This is a genomic window from Geodermatophilus sp. SYSU D00710, from assembly GCF_054050195.1.
Genome location: NZ_JBJGYX010000023.1, coordinates 15296 through 33201, shown reverse-complemented (window position 1 = coordinate 33201; position 17906 = coordinate 15296). Strand labels below are relative to the sequence as shown.

At 74.0% G+C, this 17906-nt stretch carries 23 protein-coding genes; 14 read left to right on the top strand and 9 right to left on the bottom strand.

Annotation, left to right across the window (positions count from 1 at the left end):
- Positions 1–255: 255 nt before the first annotated feature.
- Complete coding sequence (locus ACI78U_RS12605) at positions 256–561, bottom strand: antibiotic biosynthesis monooxygenase family protein (RefSeq protein ID WP_456875661.1); 306 nt, start codon at positions 559–561, stop codon at positions 256–258.
- Positions 562–843: 282 nt separating this feature from the next.
- On the opposite strand from ACI78U_RS12605, the gene ACI78U_RS12600 reads away from it, so the two are divergent.
- The 5 genes from ACI78U_RS12600 (at position 844) to ACI78U_RS12580 (ending at position 4821) form a co-directional block, all read left to right on the top strand.
- On the top strand, positions 844–1023 hold the full coding sequence (locus ACI78U_RS12600; RefSeq protein WP_456875660.1) for a hypothetical protein: 180 nt from the start codon (positions 844–846) through the stop codon (positions 1021–1023).
- Positions 1024–2048: 1025 nt separating this feature from the next.
- Positions 2049–2579, top strand: a complete 531-nt coding sequence (locus ACI78U_RS12595; RefSeq protein WP_456875659.1) for an AAA family ATPase — start codon at positions 2049–2051, stop codon at positions 2577–2579.
- 371 nt (positions 2580–2950) lie between these two features.
- A complete protein-coding gene (locus ACI78U_RS12590; RefSeq protein ID WP_456875658.1) occupies positions 2951–3556 on the top strand; it encodes a dihydrofolate reductase family protein in 606 nt (201 codons plus the stop codon).
- Positions 3557–3895: 339 nt separating this feature from the next.
- Positions 3896–4552: a class I SAM-dependent methyltransferase gene (locus ACI78U_RS12585; protein WP_456875657.1), complete on the top strand. Its 657-nt coding sequence runs from the start codon at positions 3896–3898 to the stop codon at positions 4550–4552.
- A complete protein-coding gene (locus ACI78U_RS12580; protein WP_456875656.1) occupies positions 4552–4821 on the top strand; it encodes a hypothetical protein in 270 nt (89 codons plus the stop codon). Before ACI78U_RS12585 ends, ACI78U_RS12580 begins: the two co-directional genes overlap by 1 nt.
- Before the next feature lie 68 nt (positions 4822–4889).
- Here ACI78U_RS12580 and ACI78U_RS12575 read toward each other — a convergent pair whose 3' ends face one another.
- The 3 genes from ACI78U_RS12575 to ACI78U_RS12565 all read right to left on the bottom strand — a co-directional run bounded on the left by ACI78U_RS12575 (position 4890) and on the right by ACI78U_RS12565 (position 5730).
- Positions 4890–5216, bottom strand: a complete 327-nt coding sequence (locus ACI78U_RS12575; protein WP_456875655.1) for a hypothetical protein — start codon at positions 5214–5216, stop codon at positions 4890–4892.
- 132 nt (positions 5217–5348) lie between these two features.
- Positions 5349–5558 carry a hypothetical protein gene (locus ACI78U_RS12570; RefSeq protein ID WP_456875654.1) on the bottom strand — a complete coding sequence of 70 codons (210 nt, stop codon included), beginning with the start codon at positions 5556–5558 and terminating at the stop codon, positions 5349–5351.
- A gap of 34 nt (positions 5559–5592) precedes the next feature.
- Positions 5593–5730, bottom strand: coding sequence for a hypothetical protein (locus ACI78U_RS12565; protein ID WP_456875653.1), 138 nt, complete (start codon positions 5728–5730; stop codon positions 5593–5595).
- Between the two features lie 189 nt (positions 5731–5919).
- On the opposite strand from ACI78U_RS12565, the gene ACI78U_RS12560 reads away from it, so the two are divergent.
- The 8 genes from ACI78U_RS12560 (at position 5920) to ACI78U_RS12525 (ending at position 12220) form a co-directional block, all read left to right on the top strand.
- Positions 5920–6384, top strand: coding sequence for a hypothetical protein (locus ACI78U_RS12560; protein ID WP_456875652.1), 465 nt, complete (start codon positions 5920–5922; stop codon positions 6382–6384).
- Between the two features lie 230 nt (positions 6385–6614).
- Entirely contained in the window at positions 6615–6821 is a 207-nt protein-coding gene (locus ACI78U_RS12555; protein WP_456875651.1) for a hypothetical protein, read from the top strand.
- A 478-nt stretch (positions 6822–7299) separates the two neighbouring features.
- Positions 7300–7533, top strand: a complete 234-nt coding sequence (locus ACI78U_RS12550; protein ID WP_456875650.1) for a hypothetical protein — start codon at positions 7300–7302, stop codon at positions 7531–7533.
- Entirely contained in the window at positions 7523–7834 is a 312-nt protein-coding gene (locus ACI78U_RS12545; protein WP_456875649.1) for a type II toxin-antitoxin system PemK/MazF family toxin, read from the top strand. Before ACI78U_RS12550 ends, ACI78U_RS12545 begins: the two co-directional genes overlap by 11 nt.
- Before the next feature lie 750 nt (positions 7835–8584).
- A complete protein-coding gene (gene trhA, locus ACI78U_RS12540; RefSeq protein WP_456875648.1) occupies positions 8585–9280 on the top strand; it encodes a PAQR family membrane homeostasis protein TrhA in 696 nt (231 codons plus the stop codon).
- Between the two features lie 84 nt (positions 9281–9364).
- Positions 9365–10402, top strand: coding sequence for an alcohol dehydrogenase catalytic domain-containing protein (locus ACI78U_RS12535; protein WP_456875647.1), 1038 nt, complete (start codon positions 9365–9367; stop codon positions 10400–10402).
- Between the two features lie 181 nt (positions 10403–10583).
- On the top strand, positions 10584–11309 hold the full coding sequence (locus ACI78U_RS12530; RefSeq protein ID WP_456875646.1) for an ANTAR domain-containing protein: 726 nt from the start codon (positions 10584–10586) through the stop codon (positions 11307–11309).
- 227 nt (positions 11310–11536) lie between these two features.
- The gene (locus ACI78U_RS12525; protein WP_456875645.1) at positions 11537–12220 is read left to right on the top strand and encodes an ANTAR domain-containing protein; all 684 of its coding nucleotides are present in this window, start codon (positions 11537–11539) and stop codon (positions 12218–12220) included.
- Between the two features lie 14 nt (positions 12221–12234).
- On the opposite strand, the gene ACI78U_RS12520 is transcribed toward ACI78U_RS12525, so the two are convergent.
- From ACI78U_RS12520 to ACI78U_RS12500, 5 genes are all read right to left on the bottom strand, one after another.
- Positions 12235–12645, bottom strand: coding sequence for a hypothetical protein (locus ACI78U_RS12520; protein WP_456875644.1), 411 nt, complete (start codon positions 12643–12645; stop codon positions 12235–12237).
- Between the two features lie 17 nt (positions 12646–12662).
- Positions 12663–13436, bottom strand: a complete 774-nt coding sequence (locus ACI78U_RS12515; protein WP_456875643.1) for a GAF domain-containing protein — start codon at positions 13434–13436, stop codon at positions 12663–12665.
- Positions 13417–13905: an STAS domain-containing protein gene (locus ACI78U_RS12510; RefSeq protein WP_456875642.1), complete on the bottom strand. Its 489-nt coding sequence runs from the start codon at positions 13903–13905 to the stop codon at positions 13417–13419. The genes ACI78U_RS12515 and ACI78U_RS12510 overlap by 20 nt, the downstream gene beginning before the upstream one ends.
- Before the next feature lie 180 nt (positions 13906–14085).
- The gene (locus tag ACI78U_RS12505; protein ID WP_456875641.1) at positions 14086–15321 is read right to left on the bottom strand and encodes an acyl-CoA dehydrogenase family protein; all 1236 of its coding nucleotides are present in this window, start codon (positions 15319–15321) and stop codon (positions 14086–14088) included.
- A gap of 161 nt (positions 15322–15482) precedes the next feature.
- Positions 15483–16451 (bottom strand): AraC-like ligand-binding domain-containing protein, encoded by a 969-nt coding sequence (locus tag ACI78U_RS12500; protein WP_456875640.1) that lies wholly within the window; start codon positions 16449–16451, stop codon positions 15483–15485.
- A gap of 257 nt (positions 16452–16708) precedes the next feature.
- On the opposite strand from ACI78U_RS12500, the gene ACI78U_RS12495 reads away from it, so the two are divergent.
- On the top strand, positions 16709–17887 hold the full coding sequence (locus tag ACI78U_RS12495; RefSeq protein ID WP_456875639.1) for an MFS transporter: 1179 nt from the start codon (positions 16709–16711) through the stop codon (positions 17885–17887).
- Positions 17888–17906 lie beyond the last annotated feature (19 nt).

The window sequence follows — 17906 nt, the reverse complement described above, 5'->3', positions numbered from 1 at the left end:
GCCGTGTGGCAGCTGCGCCATCCCGAGCGCTCCAGTGGCCCTGACGTCGTGGCCGCGATGAGGGCCCACCAGGAGCCTGCCGGTCCTGCGGTGGTCGTCGCCTGGGGAGGCGAGGCGCTCTTCGTCTGGCCGGCTGGCCTCGCGCTGAGGGGCGGAGCGGCCGTCGTCGGTGACGGGCACGGGCGCCGCTGCCGCCGAGGCGGGCGGCTCGACCCAGCGGGAGGCGGACCGATCTCGAGCCCACGTGCAGGTGCCTCACCCGCCCACCCCGGCATCGGCCACGACGGAGAACCACCGGGTCACGTTGGGCGCTGACTCCAGGCCCTCGAGCACTGTGCGCTTGTCGAGGAAAGCCGGATCGTCGTGCCAGGCCATCCAGTCCTCGCGGCTGTTCCAGGTGCCGACGATCACCCGCGACAGCGGGTCGTCCTCGGGGATCAACACCTGGCCGGAGACCCAGCCCGGCATGCGTCGTGCGGCCTCGAGGCGATCCCGCATCACTGCGTCCCACTCCTGCTCACTTCCAGGCCGCAGCGTGCTGGTGGTGAGCACGGTCATCATCGTCCGCTCCCTCGCCGAAGGATCCGCTCCTGCAGCTTCTCCGGTGTCCGTGGGTCGGGCGGTGAAACCCTGACGCCAGGGATCACCGTCGTCCCGGGGCCGGCTGGGTCTCGCCGCGGGGCGTCACGCTGTCCACTGGTCAGGCGGGGTCGGCGGCCAGGTTCCACCTCGACACGAGCCCGGCCCGTCCAGGCTCCGGCTGCCCAGACGACGCGGGTAGTCGACAGTCGGCTGACGCGACACCCCGGTCGCACCGGCCGCTGGCAGCGATGGGGAGGACGGATGGCCGACTTCACCGCGACCGCCATCAGCGAGGGTGACCACTGGGTGATCGACGTGCCGGGTGTCGGTACCACCGAGGCCGGCAGGTTCGAGGACCTCGAGGAGATGGCACTCGAACTGGTCGTCGCCATGACCCACGCAGCCCGCCAGGACGTGCACATCGATCTGCGCATCGTCTGACCAGCCATCGGCGAGGGTGTCGCTGTGACCGGACCGGAGATCGCCGGCGTCGTCGTGCGACTCCTCCGCTTCGGTTTCGTGCGGCAGGAGTGCTTCGGCTGGAGAAGACCTCGGGGCACGGCCGACCCCGCGCACAGTCAGCTCGCCCTCGACGGGGGTACCAGTGCCGATTGCACGTGGATGTGAGCGCCTCCGCCCGCAGCGACGCGGGAGGTCACCTGAGCTGTCACTGCTGTCGCAGACACGCCCGGCTGCGGGGGAGAAGTACGGCAAGGGGTACGGCAACGCGCGCCGATCGGCCATGACTGCCGGCGGGTGGCGGCGCACGCTGTGAGCCGCTGACCTGCACGTACAGCACCCGCGCGGATGTGGGCGAATGGCCCGACCGTGACTGGGGGTCGAGGGGTCGCAGGTCCACGTCCTGTCAGCCCGACAGCGGGACCGCAGGTCAGAGGCGGGCCACACGACGAGGGTGGCCCGCCTCTCGCGTGAGTACAGCAACGCGGCCGGAGGGACGGCAGCGGTCACCAGCGGAGCGCCTGGTCGAGCCGGTCGGCTGCCTCCCGCTGGGCGTCAGGTGCACGGGTGTGTCGGCTCGTGATCTCGACATCCCCAGGTGGGGGAGGGGAAGTCGCTCCGCAGTCAGCCGGCGGACGGTGACGCTCGGCTGCCCTCGGCTACGGTGACGGCATGGGTTGCTTCGCCTGCATGATCGTCCGGACCGCCGTCTAGCGGCGGTACCGCGCCAGCCGCCGAGGCGGCCAGCTCCGCTGCCCTCGTGGTGGCGGTCCCAGGCGTACCGCCGGATCGGTGTCCCGCCGGCAGCCCTCACCCACGTCCGTGCTGCCGGGCCATCCTGCCTGGTCAGGGGAGCCATGCCTCCATCGCGGCGTCTCGATCCACCCTCCGACGAGCCGGCCCCAGCTCATCCCGCAGCCGGATCCGCCGCCGTCGACGGCCGGCCCGACGGGCCGCCGTCGGCTGCTGTCCAGGCCGGCTCGCCACCGGGAACCACGGACCAGCGGGTGGCCACGCTGTTCCTCGTGGTCGGGCTGCCCGGCGCCGGGAAGACCACCCGGGCCGAGCAGCTCGCCAGGACCCACCCAGCGCTCCGGCTGACCCCGGACCAGTGGATGATCCCGCTGTTCGGCGACAACCTGGCCGGTGGAAGGCGCTTCGTCCTGGAGGGGCGGCTCATCTCGGTCGCCCTGCAGGCGCTGCGGCTGGGGACCAGCGTCGTGCTCGACTACGGGCTCTGGGCCCGCGAGGAACGGTCGGCACTGCGGTGGCTGGCCCGAGCGAACCGGGCGGCGTGCCGCGTCGTGTACCTGCCGGTGGACGAGGACGTCCAGGTCGCCCGCATCGCGCACCGTCAGGAAACGGCACCACAGCAGACGTTCCCGATGAGCGAAGCCGATCTCGATCAGTGGCGGCAGCAGTTCGAGGTCCCGGACGCCGGGGAACTCGAGGGCGGCCAGATCCCCGACCCGCCGGCGGGCTGGCCGGGCTGGACGGCCTGGGCGGCACACCGATGGCCGTCGTGCACCGACAGCTGACCTCGACCCGCCCATGTGACAGTCGCTCAGGCGCCGTCCTGACCGCCCGCGGTGCCGCAGCCGGCGTGCACCACGGGCCGGTGTCCCTTCGAGGACAGGTCGGGGGAGACGAGAGTCGTCGTGTGCAGGTGGCCGTCCGTCTCCCCAGTGCCACGTCGGCTGACGGTCGCCAACGGTCAGACGGCCGTGGATGTCCGTTCCCTCGGAGGATGGGCACTCGAACGCAAGCAGCGGCGGGTGATCCTCTGACGAGGGCCGATGTCCCGTGGTGGGCCGCTCAGGACGGTTTCCCCGGCACCCCACCGCGCGGCCGATGAACTCGTGGCCCCCGGCCGGTCCAACCTCCTGACACCCGAGGAAAGGACACCGCCATGTCGGAGCTTCTCGTCGACTTCATCACCTCCCTCGACGGCTACGCATCGGGAGAGGGATGGCCCGGGTTCTGGGGCCTCGAGGGCCCGGAGTACCTCGCATGGCTCGGCGAGCAGCCCGAGGTCACCTACCTCATGGGAGCGAACACCTACCGCCTGATGTCGGGCTTCGCCGCCGGCGAGGTCCCGGATGGTCAAGACGAGTTCAGGCCCGAGGAAGAGGCGTCCGTCGACGAGCTCACCCAAGCGCCGAAGGTGGTGTTCTCCTCCTCGCTCGCGGAGCCGCTGACGTGGGCCAACTCCACGCTGGTCCGCGACGACGCCGTCGAAGCGGTCCGCGCCATGAAGGAGAACGGCTCGGGGCTCCTCAGCACGATCGGCAGCCTCAGCCTGTGCCGGTCCCTGCTCCGAGCCGGACTGGTCGACCGCTTCCGGGTCGGGATCTTCCCGGTGATCACCGGGGCCACGGGCGCAGAACGCATCTACGACGGCTATCCGGACGTCGCCCTCGAGATGATCGGGCACCGCACCTTCGACGGCCGCATCCAGCTGGTCGAGTACGAGCCCCGCGTGCTCGAGCACCCGCCGCTCGGCGCCCCTGCGTGACGTCGCCCCGTCCGCCGGTCCGGACCGCCGCCAGAACCACAGACCGCGGTCGACCGGCCTGGGACTCCCGCGTGGGTCCTGATCGTGAGCCGGCAGGTGCGGCTGCTCCACGGCACCTGAGCTCCGCCATCTCCTGTCGCAGCGCCACTTCGGACCCAGCAACTCCCTCGGCCTCGAAGCGTGTCCCGCAGTGGGCCGCTCTGGGACGGAGGCCGGTCCCAGGGACACCCTCGAGGGGCGGGTTGCTCGTCGTCCCGGTGCTCGCCGACCGGGCCGTCACGCGCTCGTCCACTGAGCTCAGGTGTCCGGTCCCCACGCTCGAGGGTGCCGGGAGGGTGGTTGCACGAGACTGAGCGGTTGGACGGTGATGACGACCTGCTGGCAGAGCAGGCCGCCTACTACAGAGCGGCGGTGGACGAGTACGCCGTGGACGAGGACGCTGCGCGCGAGCTGGCCGGGGCACTGGGCCGGTTCGGCCCGGCCGGCGACGTCCTGGAGCTCGCCTGCGGCCCCGGTGTGTGGACCGAGCAACTGCTCCGTACCGCTGAGACCGTCACGGCCGTGGACGCCTCTCCGGAGATGCTCGCCCGCGCTCAGGCCCGCGTCGGCGCGGCGCGGGTCCGCTTCGTGCAGGCGGACCTCTTCGCGTGGAGGCCTCAGCACGAGTACGACGTCGTCTTCTTCGGCTTCTGGCTCTCCCACGTTCCACTGCACCGGTTCGAACGGTTCTGGGTGATGGTCCGTGACTGTCTGAGGCCCGGCGGTCGTGTGTTCTTCGTCGACGACAACGCCCGAACGCCCGAGGAGCTCGTCCACGGCGAGGAGTCCTCCGTCATCGAACGTCGCCTCAGGGACGGGACCGCGTACCGCGCCGTGAAGGTCCCCCACCAGCCCGCGGATCTCGAGACACGCCTCCGGGACCTGGGCTGGGACGTCACGGTCAGGGCGGGCAGCGGCCCCTTCTACTGGGGCGCAGGCACAGCCGAGGAGCCCTGATGTGCATCCGGTGCGAGATCAACGACCTGGTGACCGACGGTGCCTGGGATCGGCTGGCCGGCCTGGTGGACGACCTGCGCCACGGCCGCCGGACCTACACCCCGGGGGAGGACCTGCACGTGCTCGACCCTGCCGAGGACGAGGGCGTGGTGATCCCGATCGTGCCGGACCGGGACCCACCTGAGATCGGCGACCTGTGGGACGGTCCCGGCGGTCGGACGTTCCGCTGGGACGGGTCGGTGTGGGGCCCCTCCGAGCCGCCGCCGTGAACGGGCCGCTCGGGGACAGCGGCCAGACTCACCGCGGGGGCGGCTCCAGGAACTCGTGCGACCGGGGACTACCAGTTGCCGGCGCTGCCGGGCGCTGGGCCATCGTCGCGCGCCGCTCCCGGCGAGTGCAGCGACGGGGGCGGCCGTCGAGGCTCTCGGACCCCCACCTCGGGGCCGTCGTCCACGATGCCGAGCCGGGCGACGACACCGTTGGAACCGGTGCGGCTGCCAGGGCTCGGCTCCTGCTCGGTGATGCGTGCGCGCGACGAGTCGATCCCACACACCTCGACCAGGTCATCGACGACGATGTTCAACGCGAGGTCTCGCTCGTAACAGACGAGCCTCGCGTCATCAGGCCTGAGTCCACGCAGGTCCGGTGCTGTGACCTCGTCCATGTGGGGATCGTCCTGCACCGAGCAACCCCGGGAGCTGTTCCGGAGTGGGCCCTCCAGGGACACGTCCCCGACCCGGCTTCCCATCGACGGGTCGCCACGGCGCCTGCCGAGGAACCGTCAGGCGCTGAGCGCTCAACACTCCGGGCCACCTCCGGGGACCCCGACGTCGATGCAGTCGAGGGTGTTGGCGAACTCTCGCCGCTCCTCCGCCGTCAGGCCATCGCGTTCGAAGCGGACGACGATCCAGCCCGAGAGGTACGCCTCGCCGGCGAACTCCCGTGCCACGGCCACGGCGTCCTCCCGGTCGTCGAACCGGTACATCGTCAGCGTCTCCGACTGCACCGCCTGGATGCACGGGAGATCGGCGCCGCACAGCTCATCCGTGGCCCGACGCGCCCGGCATCATGTCCTGCGCCCACGCGTCCTCTGCCTGGGCCCAGCGGTCGAGGTCGATGTGCTCCCGGCCGCCGTAGAGGAAGTCGTCGCTGCCGAGGTGGACGGCTCCTGCACCCACGGCCGCGCCGACCGTTCCCGTGGCTGCCGCCATCCACCTGCGCACGCGACCCGCTCCCATCCGTGTGGTCCTGGCACCCGCCCACTCGCGTTCCGCGGGCGGCGCGGCGCCGCTTCGACTCGGTCGTGCCGCGACGGCGGCTTCCGGACCGCTACGGTCCTCCGCACATCTCCCCTCTGGAGGACCGGGATGAGCGAGCCGGCCGATGACCTGGCCGATCTGTTCGGTGCGGCGTCCGAGCCGCCGCCGCGCCGGACGCCGCGCTCCGCCGTCGCCGCACTGACCGTGGCGGTGCTGGCCTCCGCGGCCGCGACGGTGGTCGTCGTGGCATCGCAGCCGACGCCCCAGCCGGCTGCGACCGCTCCTACCGCGTCCCCGGTGATCGACGCAGCACCGGCGCCGACCCCCGGCCTGACCTCTCTCCCCGAGGTGGGCCATCCCCTCCCGGGCTATCGCGGGGCGCCCGTGGGGATGGCCGTCGTCGGTCTGGAGGAGACCGGAGCGACGGTGATCGTCTACGACGCCCGCGCGTGGGGCCGGACGGTCCTGCCGGACTGGGTGGTCTGCAACCAGTCGGAGACGTACTCGTCCGACGACACCCCCACCGGCGATGTCCACCTGTCGGCCGTGCCGGTCGGTGATCCCTGCCCCTGATGACGGGACGTGCTGTCGGACGTGGTGCGCGCGAGGTCGGCGCCGCGAACCGTCGGCCCGTGGATGAGTGAGTCGCAGGGGACCGGAGCGCCGCTGTCCGGTGGCGCGGGACGGTCGTTGCCGGCGTCCGCGAGTTGGGTGCTGTGCGCGGCGGTGGGACTGGCCCTGGGCATGCTGTGCCGCCTTCCGCTCGTGTTCACCTGCCTGACGGGCTCGCCGGCTGGGGTCCCGTGGATCCCACCCTCCTCGACGACGGCCTCTCCGTGGCGTTCTGGACGACGGGGACGCTGTGGCTGCTGTTCGCCCTGCTCGCCGCACCGCTGACCGGGTTCCTCCGGCGCCGCACGCCGCTGTCGGCGCGCTCGTGGTGGAGCGTGTCCGTGGCGCTGTGGTCCGCCCCGTTCGTGGCGGTCGACCTGATCGGGATGTGGAGGTAGGACCGGCTCGGTGTCCGCCTCGCCGCAGGACCCTTCAGCCCGACTGCGCCCTCGGACACAGAGCCGGTGACGGACTGTGTTGACGTCATCGGCCAGCCCCTGCGCAGAGGGCGGACCATGCCCGCCGTTCAGCCAGGGATCCCCGCCTGAGGACCCGGGAGGGGGCCGACGGTTCCGTCCTCGGGAGCACTGACGGCCTTGGCCATCGCTCTGCTCAGCAGGCCGGCCGCGACTGTCGCGGCCGCTGCGAGCGCGGAGCGGAGCAGGCGGTGTCTGCCACGCATGGCTGCCTCCTGGGGGAGCGGTCTCCCGCTTCCTACTCCGGTGGCTCGATCGCCTCAACGACGTGTCAGGTCCACGAACGCCTTGCGCGTGATGCGTCCGGACGGCGGGCCGGTCGCTGCCTGACGGACAGCGGGATGCGACGGCGAGATCTCGCCGGACCTGTGCGTCTTACAACTCGTGTGACACTGGCTGGATGGCGGACACCATCACCTTCCGGCCCGACGAGGACGCCTTGCGCGCCCTGGCCGTGCTGACCCAGGACGGCACCCCCGTCTCCGCGGCCGTGCGCAGCGCGCTCATCCGGGCCGCCCGCGCGGTCGCGGCCGAGCGGCTGCAGGCAGAGGCGGCCGAGCTGGCCGCCGATGAGGCCGACCGCGCCGAGGCGGCGCAGGTCTTGCGGGACATGGAGACGTTGCGTGCGTGGTGAGGTGTTCCGCCTCCGGGCGCCGCGCGACACCCGTGGTCACGAACAGTCCGGGCAGCGGTTCGCCGTGGTGGTCCAGTCGGACCTGCTGCCGTTGTCGACCTGGCTGGTGGCACCGACCTCGAGATCGGCGCGGGCGGCCAGCTTCCGGCCCGAGGTCGAGATCGGCGGACGGCTGACCCGGGTGCTGGCCGAGCAGACCGCCGCGGTGGATCCGCAGCGGCTGGGGGCGAGCGCCGGTCACCTCGGCTCCGAGGAGATGCGGCGGGTCGACGCGGCGCTGCGACTCGTCCTGAGCCTCTAGCGGGCGGGTCGGAGGAGCTCTGGCGGGGCGTGGCGTCGCAGTGCTGTCGATGATCCTCCCGCACGACGACCGGACCGCCCTCACCGTGCCGGTGCTGCTCGCGGTGCCGGCTTCCCTGTGGATCGCGCAGCGCCCCTGACCGCCGCGTAGGACTCAGGGCATGGCGACAGGCGGTACCGCCCTCCTGGTGCCGTGTGCGGCTCGACCTGCGCAGAGGAGTCCGGCGAACAGGCGCGGACCCGCTGCCGGTGGCCGGGGTCGAGGGGCGCAGGTCCACACCGTCGGCCCGACAGCCGTGGCGTGTGCGTGCCGGGCGTCGGTGGCGGGATTCGCAGGTCTCCCGAACGGGTAGGACGGCTGCGCACAGAGGGGTCCGCCGGGCACGAGACCAGTGGCGATGGCCACCCCGCGTCGCCGGGATGCACATCCCGGCCGGGAGTGACATGGCCGGCGAGGGGATCACCCGGGACACCTGCGTACGGATGCGTGCCACCGGGCGGTCCCGGTGACCGAGCGGTCACCGGTGTCCGCCGGCCGAGGTCCCCGGCCCGTGCACCCCGGCGCGGACGTGTGCCGGCGGCGGGAGGGACCGCCCCGTCGTCGCACTCCGAGCGGCCGACCGCCGTCGACGTCGTGGAGGCCCGGTGCGCCTTCGAGCGGCCGCCGTGCCGCCGCTCGTCGCGAGCCCGGCGCGGGCACCGGGCGCCCGGTCCCGCAGGACGACCGCCGAGTGGCCCGATGACCGGGGAGGTGAGCCGGACGGACGGGCAGCTGAGCGCGGGCGTGACGTGGCACTACGACGCCCGGCGCGGCGTGCAGTACGTCCGACCCCTGCTGCGCGGCTGGCTGCACCTGCTGTGGTTCCTGGCGTCGCTGGTCGCGGGGACGCTGCTCCAGGTCGCCGCCCAGGGGGCCAGGCAGGTGGTCGGTGTCGCGGTCTACACCGGCTGCCTCAGCGGCCTGTTCGGCGTCAGCGCCCTCTACCACCGGGGTGTCTGGGGTCCGGTCGCCGGCCGCGTCCTGCAGCGGGCCGACCACGTGATGATCTTCCTGCTGATCGCCGGTACGGCCACTCCCGTGTTGCTGCTCGCCGCGGGCGGCAGCCACGGCCTGGTGGGCCTGGTCCTGCTGTGGTCGCTCACCGCGGTGGGGATCGGGGTCCGCCTGGCCCGCATGGACGCACCCGAGTGGCTCGTCGGCGGGGCGTTCATCGGGCTGGGAGTGGTCAACGCGCTCGCCCTGCCCGCCCTGTGGACCGACGGCGGTGTCGCCGCCGCGGTGCTCGTCATCGTCGGCGGCCTGCTCTACATCGCAGGTGCCGTCGCCTACCACCGCCGCCGCCCCGACCCGTTCCCGACGGTGTTCGGCTACCACGAGGTCTTCCACGCCTTCGTCTGCGTCGCCGCCACCTGCCACTTCGTGGCCATCGGGCTGCTCGTCGCGTGAGGCGGGTCGCGGCACCCGGCGCCAGTGGAGCGCTCGCCGGGCGGCTCACCGGGCCCTGGCGCCGACGCCTGACAGCATGTGCCGGTGCGCGCCGTCGTCGTCGACTCGGTCCGGGCCCGGCCCCGGGTGCTGGAGGTGCCCGAGCCCACCGCCCCGCCCGGCGGGGTGGTGCTGCGGGTGACGGCCACGGGCGTGTGCCGCAGCGACTGGCACGCCTGGGCGGGACACGACGAGGTGGTGTTCCCGCACGTGCCGGGGCACGAGCTCGCCGGGGTGGTGGTCGAGGTCGGTGCCGGCGTCACCCGCTGGCGCCCCGGTGACCGGGTGACCGTCCCCTTCGTCTGCGGCTGCGGACGCTGCGAGTGGTGCCGGGCCGGGGAGGCCCAGGTCTGCCCGGACCAGCAGCAGCCGGGCTTCACCCACTGGGGGTCCTTCGCCGAGTACGTCGCCCTGCACGCGGCCGACACCAACCTGGTGCGCATCCCGGACGGGGTCGACCCCGTCGCCGCGGCCGCGCTGGGGTGCCGGTTCGCCACGGCCTACCGGGCCCTGGTCGGCCGCGCGCGGGTCGGCGAGGGGGAGTGGGTCACCGTGGTGGGTGCGGGTGGCGTCGGCCTGAGCGCTGTGGCGATCGCCCGCTCGCTGGGGGCCCGGGTGGTGGCGGTGGACCGCAACCCCGAGGCCCTCGCCGTGGCCGCCGATCTCGGCGCGGAGCACACCGTGCACGCCGACGGTCGCGACGTCCCGGCGGCCGTCGTGGACCTGACCCGCGGCGGCAGCCACGTCGCCGTCGACGCCGTGGGGAGCGAGCAGACCTGCGCGGACTCGATCCTGAGCCTGCGCCGGCGGGGGCGGCACGTGCAGGTCGGGCTGCTGCCGCCGGTCGACGGTCACCCGCGGGTCCCGATGGCGCGGGCGATCGGCTGGGAACTGGACCTGCTGGGCAGCCACGGGATGGCCGCGGCCGACTACCCGCCGATGATGGCGCTCGTGGAGCGCGGTTCGCTGCAGCCGCAGCGGCTGGTCGAGCGCACCATCGGTCTGGAGGAGGCGGCCGCCCTGCTGCCCGTGTTCGACCGGGCGACGGTCGCCGGGATGACCGTGGTCGACCCCGGCCGCTGACGCGGGCCGGGAGCCCGGGCACGACGACCCGGCGGCCGGGTACGTTGCTGACGGAGCCGCGCCGGCGGCTCCGGACAGGTCGTGCAGCCGGCCTGGCAGATCACGGGCCACCCGCCAGGGACGGCCCGTCCCGGGGTCGCGACCCCTCGTCGACCAGCCGGGCGCGACGGAGCGGACCGCGATGAGCACCGACCACGACCAGCCGCCGCCCGGACCCGGGGACGTCCACGACGCCTTCGCCGAACTCGGGCGGATGTCCTTCGACGACAGCTCCCTGGACGGGATGCTGCAGAAGGTCGCCGACCTCGCCAAGCGCGTGACACCCGGCGTCGAGGAGGCCTCGATCAGCCTGGTGGTCAACGACCGGGCCACCACCGCCGCCTACACCGGCAAGCTGGCGATCGACCTCGACGAGTCCCAGTACGGTCGCGGCTACGGCCCCTGCCTGGAGGCGGCGGTCGGTGAGGAGATCCGGGAGATCACCGACGCCCGCGAGGAGACGCGCTGGCCCGACTACGCCCGGGTGTGCGTCGAGCGCGGCTCGCTGAGCTCCCTGTCCGTCCCGGTACCGGTACGGGAAGCCGTGCACGGTGCGCTGAACCTCTACGCGGTCGAGGCCGACGCCTTCGACGACGAGGCCAGGGACGTCGCCCGGGCGTTCGCCTCCTACGTCGCCGTGGCGGTGCACAACATGCACCTCTACGAGAGCACCCGGGACCTCGCCGAGAACCTGGACCGGGCCATGCAGACGCGGGCGGTGATCGAACAGGCCAAGGGCATCCTCATGAGCCAGCGCCGCTGCGACGCGGCAGCGGCCTTCCACCTGCTCGCGGCCGCCTCGCAGCGGTCCAACCGCAAGGTCCGCGACATCGCCCAGGACATCGTCGACGGCGTCAGCCGCCCCTGAGACAGCCCGCAGCGGGCGGCGCCGGCGACGTCCTTCGCGTGCGGACGACCGGACGTGGGTGTTCGCGCGAGTCCGTTCCGGTCGGCCGCCGCACGTGCCACAGTTCGGGGGTGGATGAGAACAGTCCCCGTCCCGGGCAGGGGCCGGGAACGCAGCGTCCCGAGACACCCGAGACCGCCGGACGTAACCACCGTGGGCGGCCGTCCTCGCAGGCCACCGGGGAGGCCGTGCGGGCGGACCTCTCGCGGGTGATGGCCGACCTCGCGCGGGAGATGCAGCGCCACACCGACGCCAGCTCGGTGATGCAGGTCATCGTCGCCGCCGTGCGGGGGACGATCCCGGGAGCCGACGAGGCCAGCATCAGCCTGGTGCAGTCCCGGCGGCGGGTGGTGTCGGCAGCGGTCACCGGTGAGGTCGCGCGACGCCTCGACGACCTGCAGCAGGAGGCACACCAGGGTCCGTGCCTGGACGCCATGTACGAGCAGCGGACCGTGCGCGTCGACGACCTGGCCACCGACCCTCGCTGGCCGGAGCTGAGCCGGAGGGCCCTGGCGCAGCTGGGCGTGCGGAGCATGCTGTGCTTCCAGCTGTTCGTGCACGAGAACGACCTCGGGGCGCTGAACCTGCTGGCTCGCCGGTCCGCGGCCTTCACCGACGAGTCCGAGCACGTCGGCCTGCTCTTCGCTGCCCACGCCGCCGTCGCGGTCGCCGACGCCCAGGACCTCGACCACATCGCCACGGCCCTGGGGAGCCGGGACCTGATCGGCCAGGCCAAGGGCATCCTGATGGAGCGGTACAAGATCACCGCCGAGGTGGCGTTCGCCCTGCTGGCGAAGACGAGTCAGGACACGAACCAGAAGCTGCACGTGGTGGCCGAGGAGCTCACCCGGACCGGCGCCCTCGGCCGCTGAGGCCCCGTCCGGGATCAGGCGGTGGCGCTGTCCTCCCCGTGACGTGTCGCCGGCCGCGGTGACGCGGGTGGCGCGTCCTCCGCCTGCGGCCGCGTGGTCCCGCTCGCGCCGTCGAGGTCCAGCAGCCTGGCGATGACGGCGCGGAGCTCCTCCGCCGGCGCAGGATCGCGAGTCGGGCCCGGCGGTGGGGTGGCCAGCGGGACGCGGGCCGCGCGGTACAGCTCCTCGAGCCGCTCGTTGACGGCGACGGCGAGCACGTTCTGGTCGAAGTCGGCCAGCGGCAGGAGCCCGTTGAGGTAGGCGTCGAGGTCGAACAGGTCGCCGTTGCCGCCGAGGGCGATGTAGCGCAGCCACAGCTCGCGGACGGTCATCTCCGCGCGCAGCCGCGCGGCCTCCACCCGCTCGTGCCGGTCCTGGTCCGTCACCTCGGCCGCCCGTCGACTCAGGACGTCGGCGGTTCGCCGACGCCGCGGGGGAGCGCGGCGAGGAGGTCCCGGGCGATGTCGTGCACCGGACGGCCGGTGCCCTCGGCGGCGGCGGCCAGCCGGGCGAAGGCGACCTCCCGGTCCGGCGCGCCGCGGGCCAGCAGCACGCCGATGGCCTGGCTGACCACGTCCCGGCCGGCCAGGGCGTCGGTCAGCCGGCGACCGAGCTCCCGGGCGCCGGACAGGTCCCGGGTGGCGGCCAGCAGGATGGCCGCCTGCCGGGCGAACAGCGTCATCACCTGTTCGTCGTGCTCGTCGAACCGGCCCGGCTGCAGCCCGTACAGCTTGATCGCGCCGATCGACGTCCCGTCGGTGACCAGCGGGGCGCTCAACGCCGACCGGACGCCCAGCCGGGTGGCCTGCTCGCTCCATCCCGGCCAGCGCCGGTCGCCGGCGACGTCGTCGATGCGCACGAGCTGCCCGGTGCGCCAGGCGGTCAGGCACGGGCCCTCGTCGAGGGAGTACTGCAGGGCGTCGGCCTGCGTGGCCAGCTCGCTCGTCGCGGCCATCGTGCGGGTGCCGTGCTCGTCGACGACGGTGACCGCCGCCCCGTCGGTGCCCGGCGCGGTCGCCGACGCCAGCGCGGTGACCAGCTCCACCGCCGACCGGACCGTCTCCTGCGACAGCACCAGGCCGGCCATCTGCACCAGCGTGGCCGCCAGCCGCTCCGGACCCTCCGAGCCCCTCGGCCCGTCCGGCCCCGTGACCGCGTCAGGCCCGACCGGAGGCATGCCGCCCTCCTGGGAGCGCTCCGGTCCGGGGAGGACGCGCCGGGCGGGCCGCGGAGCCGTCCGGAGCTGCCGCAGGCGCGGCGGGGGTCCGGCCCGTACGGCGGCCGGCGGGCGCCGGGGTGGTCCGCGCGACCGGCGTCAGCACGTCGCCCAGCCCGGCCAGCGTCAGCACCCCTCGCACGAACGGGCGCGCACCGATCACGACCACCGTGGCACCGGCGTCCGCGGCGGCACGCCGGACGTCGGCCAGCGCCCGCAGCCCGGAGGCGTCGCAGAAGGTCAGCCCGGTCACGTCCAGGACCCAGGCCGGCGCGGCGGCGGCGGCCAGCGCCGGACACGCCGCGGTCAGGTGCCGGCAGGTCGCCCGGTCCAGCTCACCGGTCACCACGACCCGCCGGGTCGGGAGGTCGAGGGTCACCAGCAGCCCGGCCACGGCCGGTTCCGGTGAGGAGAGGGAGGTCGTCGTCACGGCACGTCCTGGACTCGGATGCGCGCCACGGCAGCCGGCCCCGATCGCCGGGCTCACGACGGCTGAGCGCGCACGAATCGGGCCGGGTGTTTCGACCCGTCCGTCACGGTAGCCCGTCCCCGGTACCGGCGGCCAGTGGCGGTCCGGGCCGGCCACCGTCTCCACCACCGTGGGGCGGCCTCACGCCATGCCGGACGCCGCCAGCGGGTCGTAGTCGGGCCGGCGGAGGAGGCCGTGCAGTTGGCGACGCCGGACCCCGGTGTTGCTGCCCTCGATGATCGGGTAGGCCAACGCGTCGGCGAGGAGGTCCATGAGCGGGAAGCTGCGGTCGTACGCCGAGACGCCGACGATCTTGACCAGGTCGTTGATGACCGCGACGCCGGTCTCGGAACCGAGGACCTTGGCGTGCAGGGCCAGCTCCAGCGCGGAGGGGTGTTGCGACAGCACGGCGTCCAGCGCCCGCCAGCTCAGCAGGCGCACCGCCTCGATCCTGCCCTTGGCGTCGGCGAGCACGTCGGCGACGGCCTGGTGCTCGATGATCGGCACCGCGCCGCCCCGCTTCTCGGTGAGGGCGAAGCGATGGGCGACGTCGAAGGCCGCGCGCATGGCCGCGACCGCGAACGTGCCGATCGAGGCGCCACTGCCGAGGAACGCGCTCCGGGTCAGCGCGACCCCCTGGCCCTCGGCGCCGATGAGGTTGCCGCGCGGGACCCGCACGTCGTGCAGCCTGATCCGGGAGGTCAGGCAGCCGCGCAGGCCCACCAGGTCGTAGTGCTCCTCCACCTCGATCCGGCCGGCCAGCTGCGCCCGCTCGGCGACGACGAGGGAGATGCCGCCCGGGGTGCGGCAGACGATCGTCATGACGTCGGGGCCGTCGCCGTCCCACCCGGACAGGTGCGACGCCCATGCCTTGCGCCCGTTGACCACCCACTCGTCGCCGTCGAGCTCGGCGGTGGTGCGGGTGCCCTCAGCGGGGGCGGGAGCGTCGAAGTTCGCACTCCCTCCCGGCTCGCTGTAGGCCATCGCGGCGACGGGCGCGCCGTGGTCGACGAGGAAGGGTGCGACGAACCGCTCGATCTGCTCCGGGGTCCCCGCCTCGTACACCGGTGCCAGGGCGATCAGCGGGCCGGCCATCGAGATGACGAAGTCCGGGCTGCGGGTGGCCCACTCCTCGATGAAGATCGCCGCGTCGACCCCGCTGGAGGCCGTACCTCCGAACGGCACCGGGATCAGACCTCTGAGGAAGCCGGCGGTGACCGCCTTCTCGAAGACCGGTCGGGCGAGCACCGCCCGGGTGAGCGGGTCCGGCTCCGCCCGCACGGCGGCGGCGAGGTCGCGCAGGTGCTCCTCGGCGAACCGGCGGGCGACCGCCTTGAGCTGCTCCTGCTCGGGGGTGAGGGTGAACGACACGGTCATCGCGGTGCTCCTCGCTGACGGACCCGGCGGTGCCCGGGGCACCGGCCAGGGTCGCCCCGCTCGCCCGGGCCGTCCTGGCTCCGGGTGCACGGATCCCGTGCAGTTCGTGCACCCCGCGGAGCGTGGCCGGGACGCCGTCGGCCCGCCTCCCGACCGGCCGTTCAGCGCGTGGTGGCGTGCGACGTCCGCGGGCCGGTCGTGGCCGACCGGCGCACGTCCCGGGGACTGGCGCCGAAGCGGCGGCGGAAGGCGCGGCTGAACGAGGTGGGGTCGTCGAAGCCGTGCGCCGCGGCGATGTCGGTGACCGTCCGGGAGACCCCCGGATCGGCGAGCAGGTCGGCGCAGCGGTCGAGGCGGTGGGCGCGCACCGTGGCGGCGAAGGAGTCCTCGGACCCGGCGAAGACGTTGTGCAGGGTCCGGGGGGAGATGGCGAAGTGCCGGCAGACGGTGGTCACCGACAGGCTGCGGTCGGTCAGGTGGTCCCGCACGTGCTGCACCACGGCAGCCCGCAGGGCGGTGCGGTCGATGGCGCCCGGGCTCCCGGCGGGAGCTGCCGTGGCCGCGGCGACCGCCGACGCCAGGGCCTGCTCCAGGTCCCGCAGGGTCGTCCGCTCGCCGGCCTCGCCCACCTGCCACAGCGCCGTCATGAGGGCGGTGACCGCCCCGCCGGCGCCCGTGCCGTCCAGACCCACACCCGTCCGTGGCCGCCGGCCGGCCAGCCGTGACCGCAGCTGCTGGTGCGGGATCCGGAACGACAGCATCTGCCACTCGGTGTCGAAGTCGAAGTGGTACGGCTCGGTGGTGTCCACGACGACGAACTGCCCGGGCTCGACGACCGACTCCTCGCCGCCCTGGCGGGTGTGGCACCGCCCGGCGAGCTGGAGGTTCACGAAGTAGAACTCACCGTCGGTCGCCGCGACCTCGCGCGGTCCGTGGTCGGTGGCCTGCGGCTGGGAGAAGATGCGCGCGCGGTTGACCTCGACCAGTGGCCGGGTCTCCACCGTGGCGGCGAACCCCGGACCGCTCCCCTCGCGGCGCGGGGTCAGCGGGACGAACGCCTGGCAGATGACCTCGTGCCAGTAGTCGAACTGGTCCCTCTCCGGCAGGCGTGTGACGTCCCAGACCGCCACTGGCCGTCCCTCCCACGTGACGTGCGCTGGCCGCGGAGCCCGGCGGAGGCCGGGACGACGGTCGAGATCCTCCCGCCGGCGGCGGGTCGGGGGAAGGCTCGGCCGCGCCGGGGCACGAGCGACTCGAGGTCCTCGAGGGTCGACAGGTCGGACACCGCTCGCGGACGGGGAGCGCTCGACGTCTCCCGCGTGGCGCGTGGTGGACTCGGCGCGGCGCCGCTGGGGCGTCGTCCGTCGACGGGTGCGGAGGTGGCGGCGTGCCGGTGCGTCCGCTGGGGCTCGTCCTGCTCGTGGCGCTCGCCTCCGCCGTCGCGCAGGCCTTCGGCCGGTTCTCCTACGCCCTGCTCCTGCCGGCGATCAACCGCGACCTGCTCGGGTCCTACGCGCTCGCCGGGCTGGTCGCCACGGCCAACGTCACCGCCTACCTGCTCGGCACCGTGGCGGTCAGCGCGCTGTCGCGCCGCGCGCGGCCGGCGGCGCTCATCAAGGCCGGGCTGGCCTGCAGCGCGCTGGGGCTGGCGCTGCTCACCCGGGCCGAGGGCGCCGGGACCCTGGCGGCCGGGCTCACGCTGACCGGCGTGGGCGGCGCCTTCATCTGGGTGCCGGCGCCCGGCCTGGCCGGCTCCGTCGTCCGGCCCGCCCGCCGCGGGGCGGCGATCGGCGTCGCCGGCTCGGGCATCGGCGGCGGCATCGTCCTCGCCAGCGCCCTCACCTGGTCCCTGCAGGCCGCCGGCGGAGACGCCTCCTGGCGCACGGTGTACCTGGTGGAGACGGCGATCGCCGTCCTCGCCCTCGTGCTGTGCCTGCTGCTCCTCCGCCCGGCCCGGCACCGTGACGACGACGTCCCCGTGCGCACCGGCGCGCTGCGGCGGGTCCCCGGGTGGATCGGCCTGACCGGCGGGTACGCCGCCTACGGCCTGGCCTACTCCGTCTACACCAGCTACCTGGTCACCGCGCTGGAGGACGACGCCGGCTTCTCGCCCGGCCACGCCTCGGCGGTGTACACCCTCGTCGGCGTCGGGCTGGTCGCCGGCGGGGTCGTCCTGGGGCCGCTGTCGGACCGGTGGGGGCGCGGTCCCACGCTGGTCGGCGGCTACCTCCTCATGGCCGCGGCGATCCTGCTCGTGCCCTTGGGCGTGGAACCCCTCGCGTCGGCGTCGGCGCTGCTGTTCGGGCTGACGATGTCCGGGCTGCCGGCCGTCATCGCCGCCCGCCTGTCGGACTCCCTGACCCCGCGGGAGTTCGCGGGCGCCTTCGGCCGCTGCACCCTGGCCTTCGGCCTGGCGCAGCTCGCCGGCCCGCCGCTCGGTGGCTGGCTCGCCGAGACGACGGGTGGTTTCCTCGTCCCGTTCCTGCTCGGCGGGCTCGTGGCGGGCGCCGGCGCGGCGCTGAGCCTCGACGTCGTGCGCAGCTCGCGGGTCGGCGCCCTCCCGTGAGCGGCAGCCGGTCAGGAGC

Bases quoted from the DNA above. Each gene is read 5' to 3' on its own strand.
- ACI78U_RS12590 (WP_456875658.1), top strand. From the start codon at position 2,951: ATGTCGGAGCTTCTCGTCGACTTCATCACCTCCCTCGACGGCTACGCA.
- ACI78U_RS12515 (WP_456875643.1), bottom strand. From the start codon at position 13,436: ATGCCTCCGGTCGGGCCTGACGCGGTCACGGGGCCGGACGGGCCGAGG.
- ACI78U_RS12530 (WP_456875646.1), top strand. From the start codon at position 10,584: ATGAGCACCGACCACGACCAGCCGCCGCCCGGACCCGGGGACGTCCAC.
- ACI78U_RS12600 (WP_456875660.1), top strand. From the start codon at position 844: ATGGCCGACTTCACCGCGACCGCCATCAGCGAGGGTGACCACTGGGTG.
- ACI78U_RS12560 (WP_456875652.1), top strand. From the start codon at position 5,920: ATGAGCGAGCCGGCCGATGACCTGGCCGATCTGTTCGGTGCGGCGTCC.
- ACI78U_RS12580 (WP_456875656.1), top strand. From the start codon at position 4,552: ATGTGCATCCGGTGCGAGATCAACGACCTGGTGACCGACGGTGCCTGG.
- ACI78U_RS12605 (WP_456875661.1), bottom strand. From the start codon at position 561: ATGATGACCGTGCTCACCACCAGCACGCTGCGGCCTGGAAGTGAGCAG.
- ACI78U_RS12575 (WP_456875655.1), bottom strand. From the start codon at position 5,216: ATGGACGAGGTCACAGCACCGGACCTGCGTGGACTCAGGCCTGATGAC.
- ACI78U_RS12550 (WP_456875650.1), top strand. From the start codon at position 7,300: ATGGCGGACACCATCACCTTCCGGCCCGACGAGGACGCCTTGCGCGCC.
- ACI78U_RS12505 (WP_456875641.1), bottom strand. From the start codon at position 15,321: ATGACCGTGTCGTTCACCCTCACCCCCGAGCAGGAGCAGCTCAAGGCG.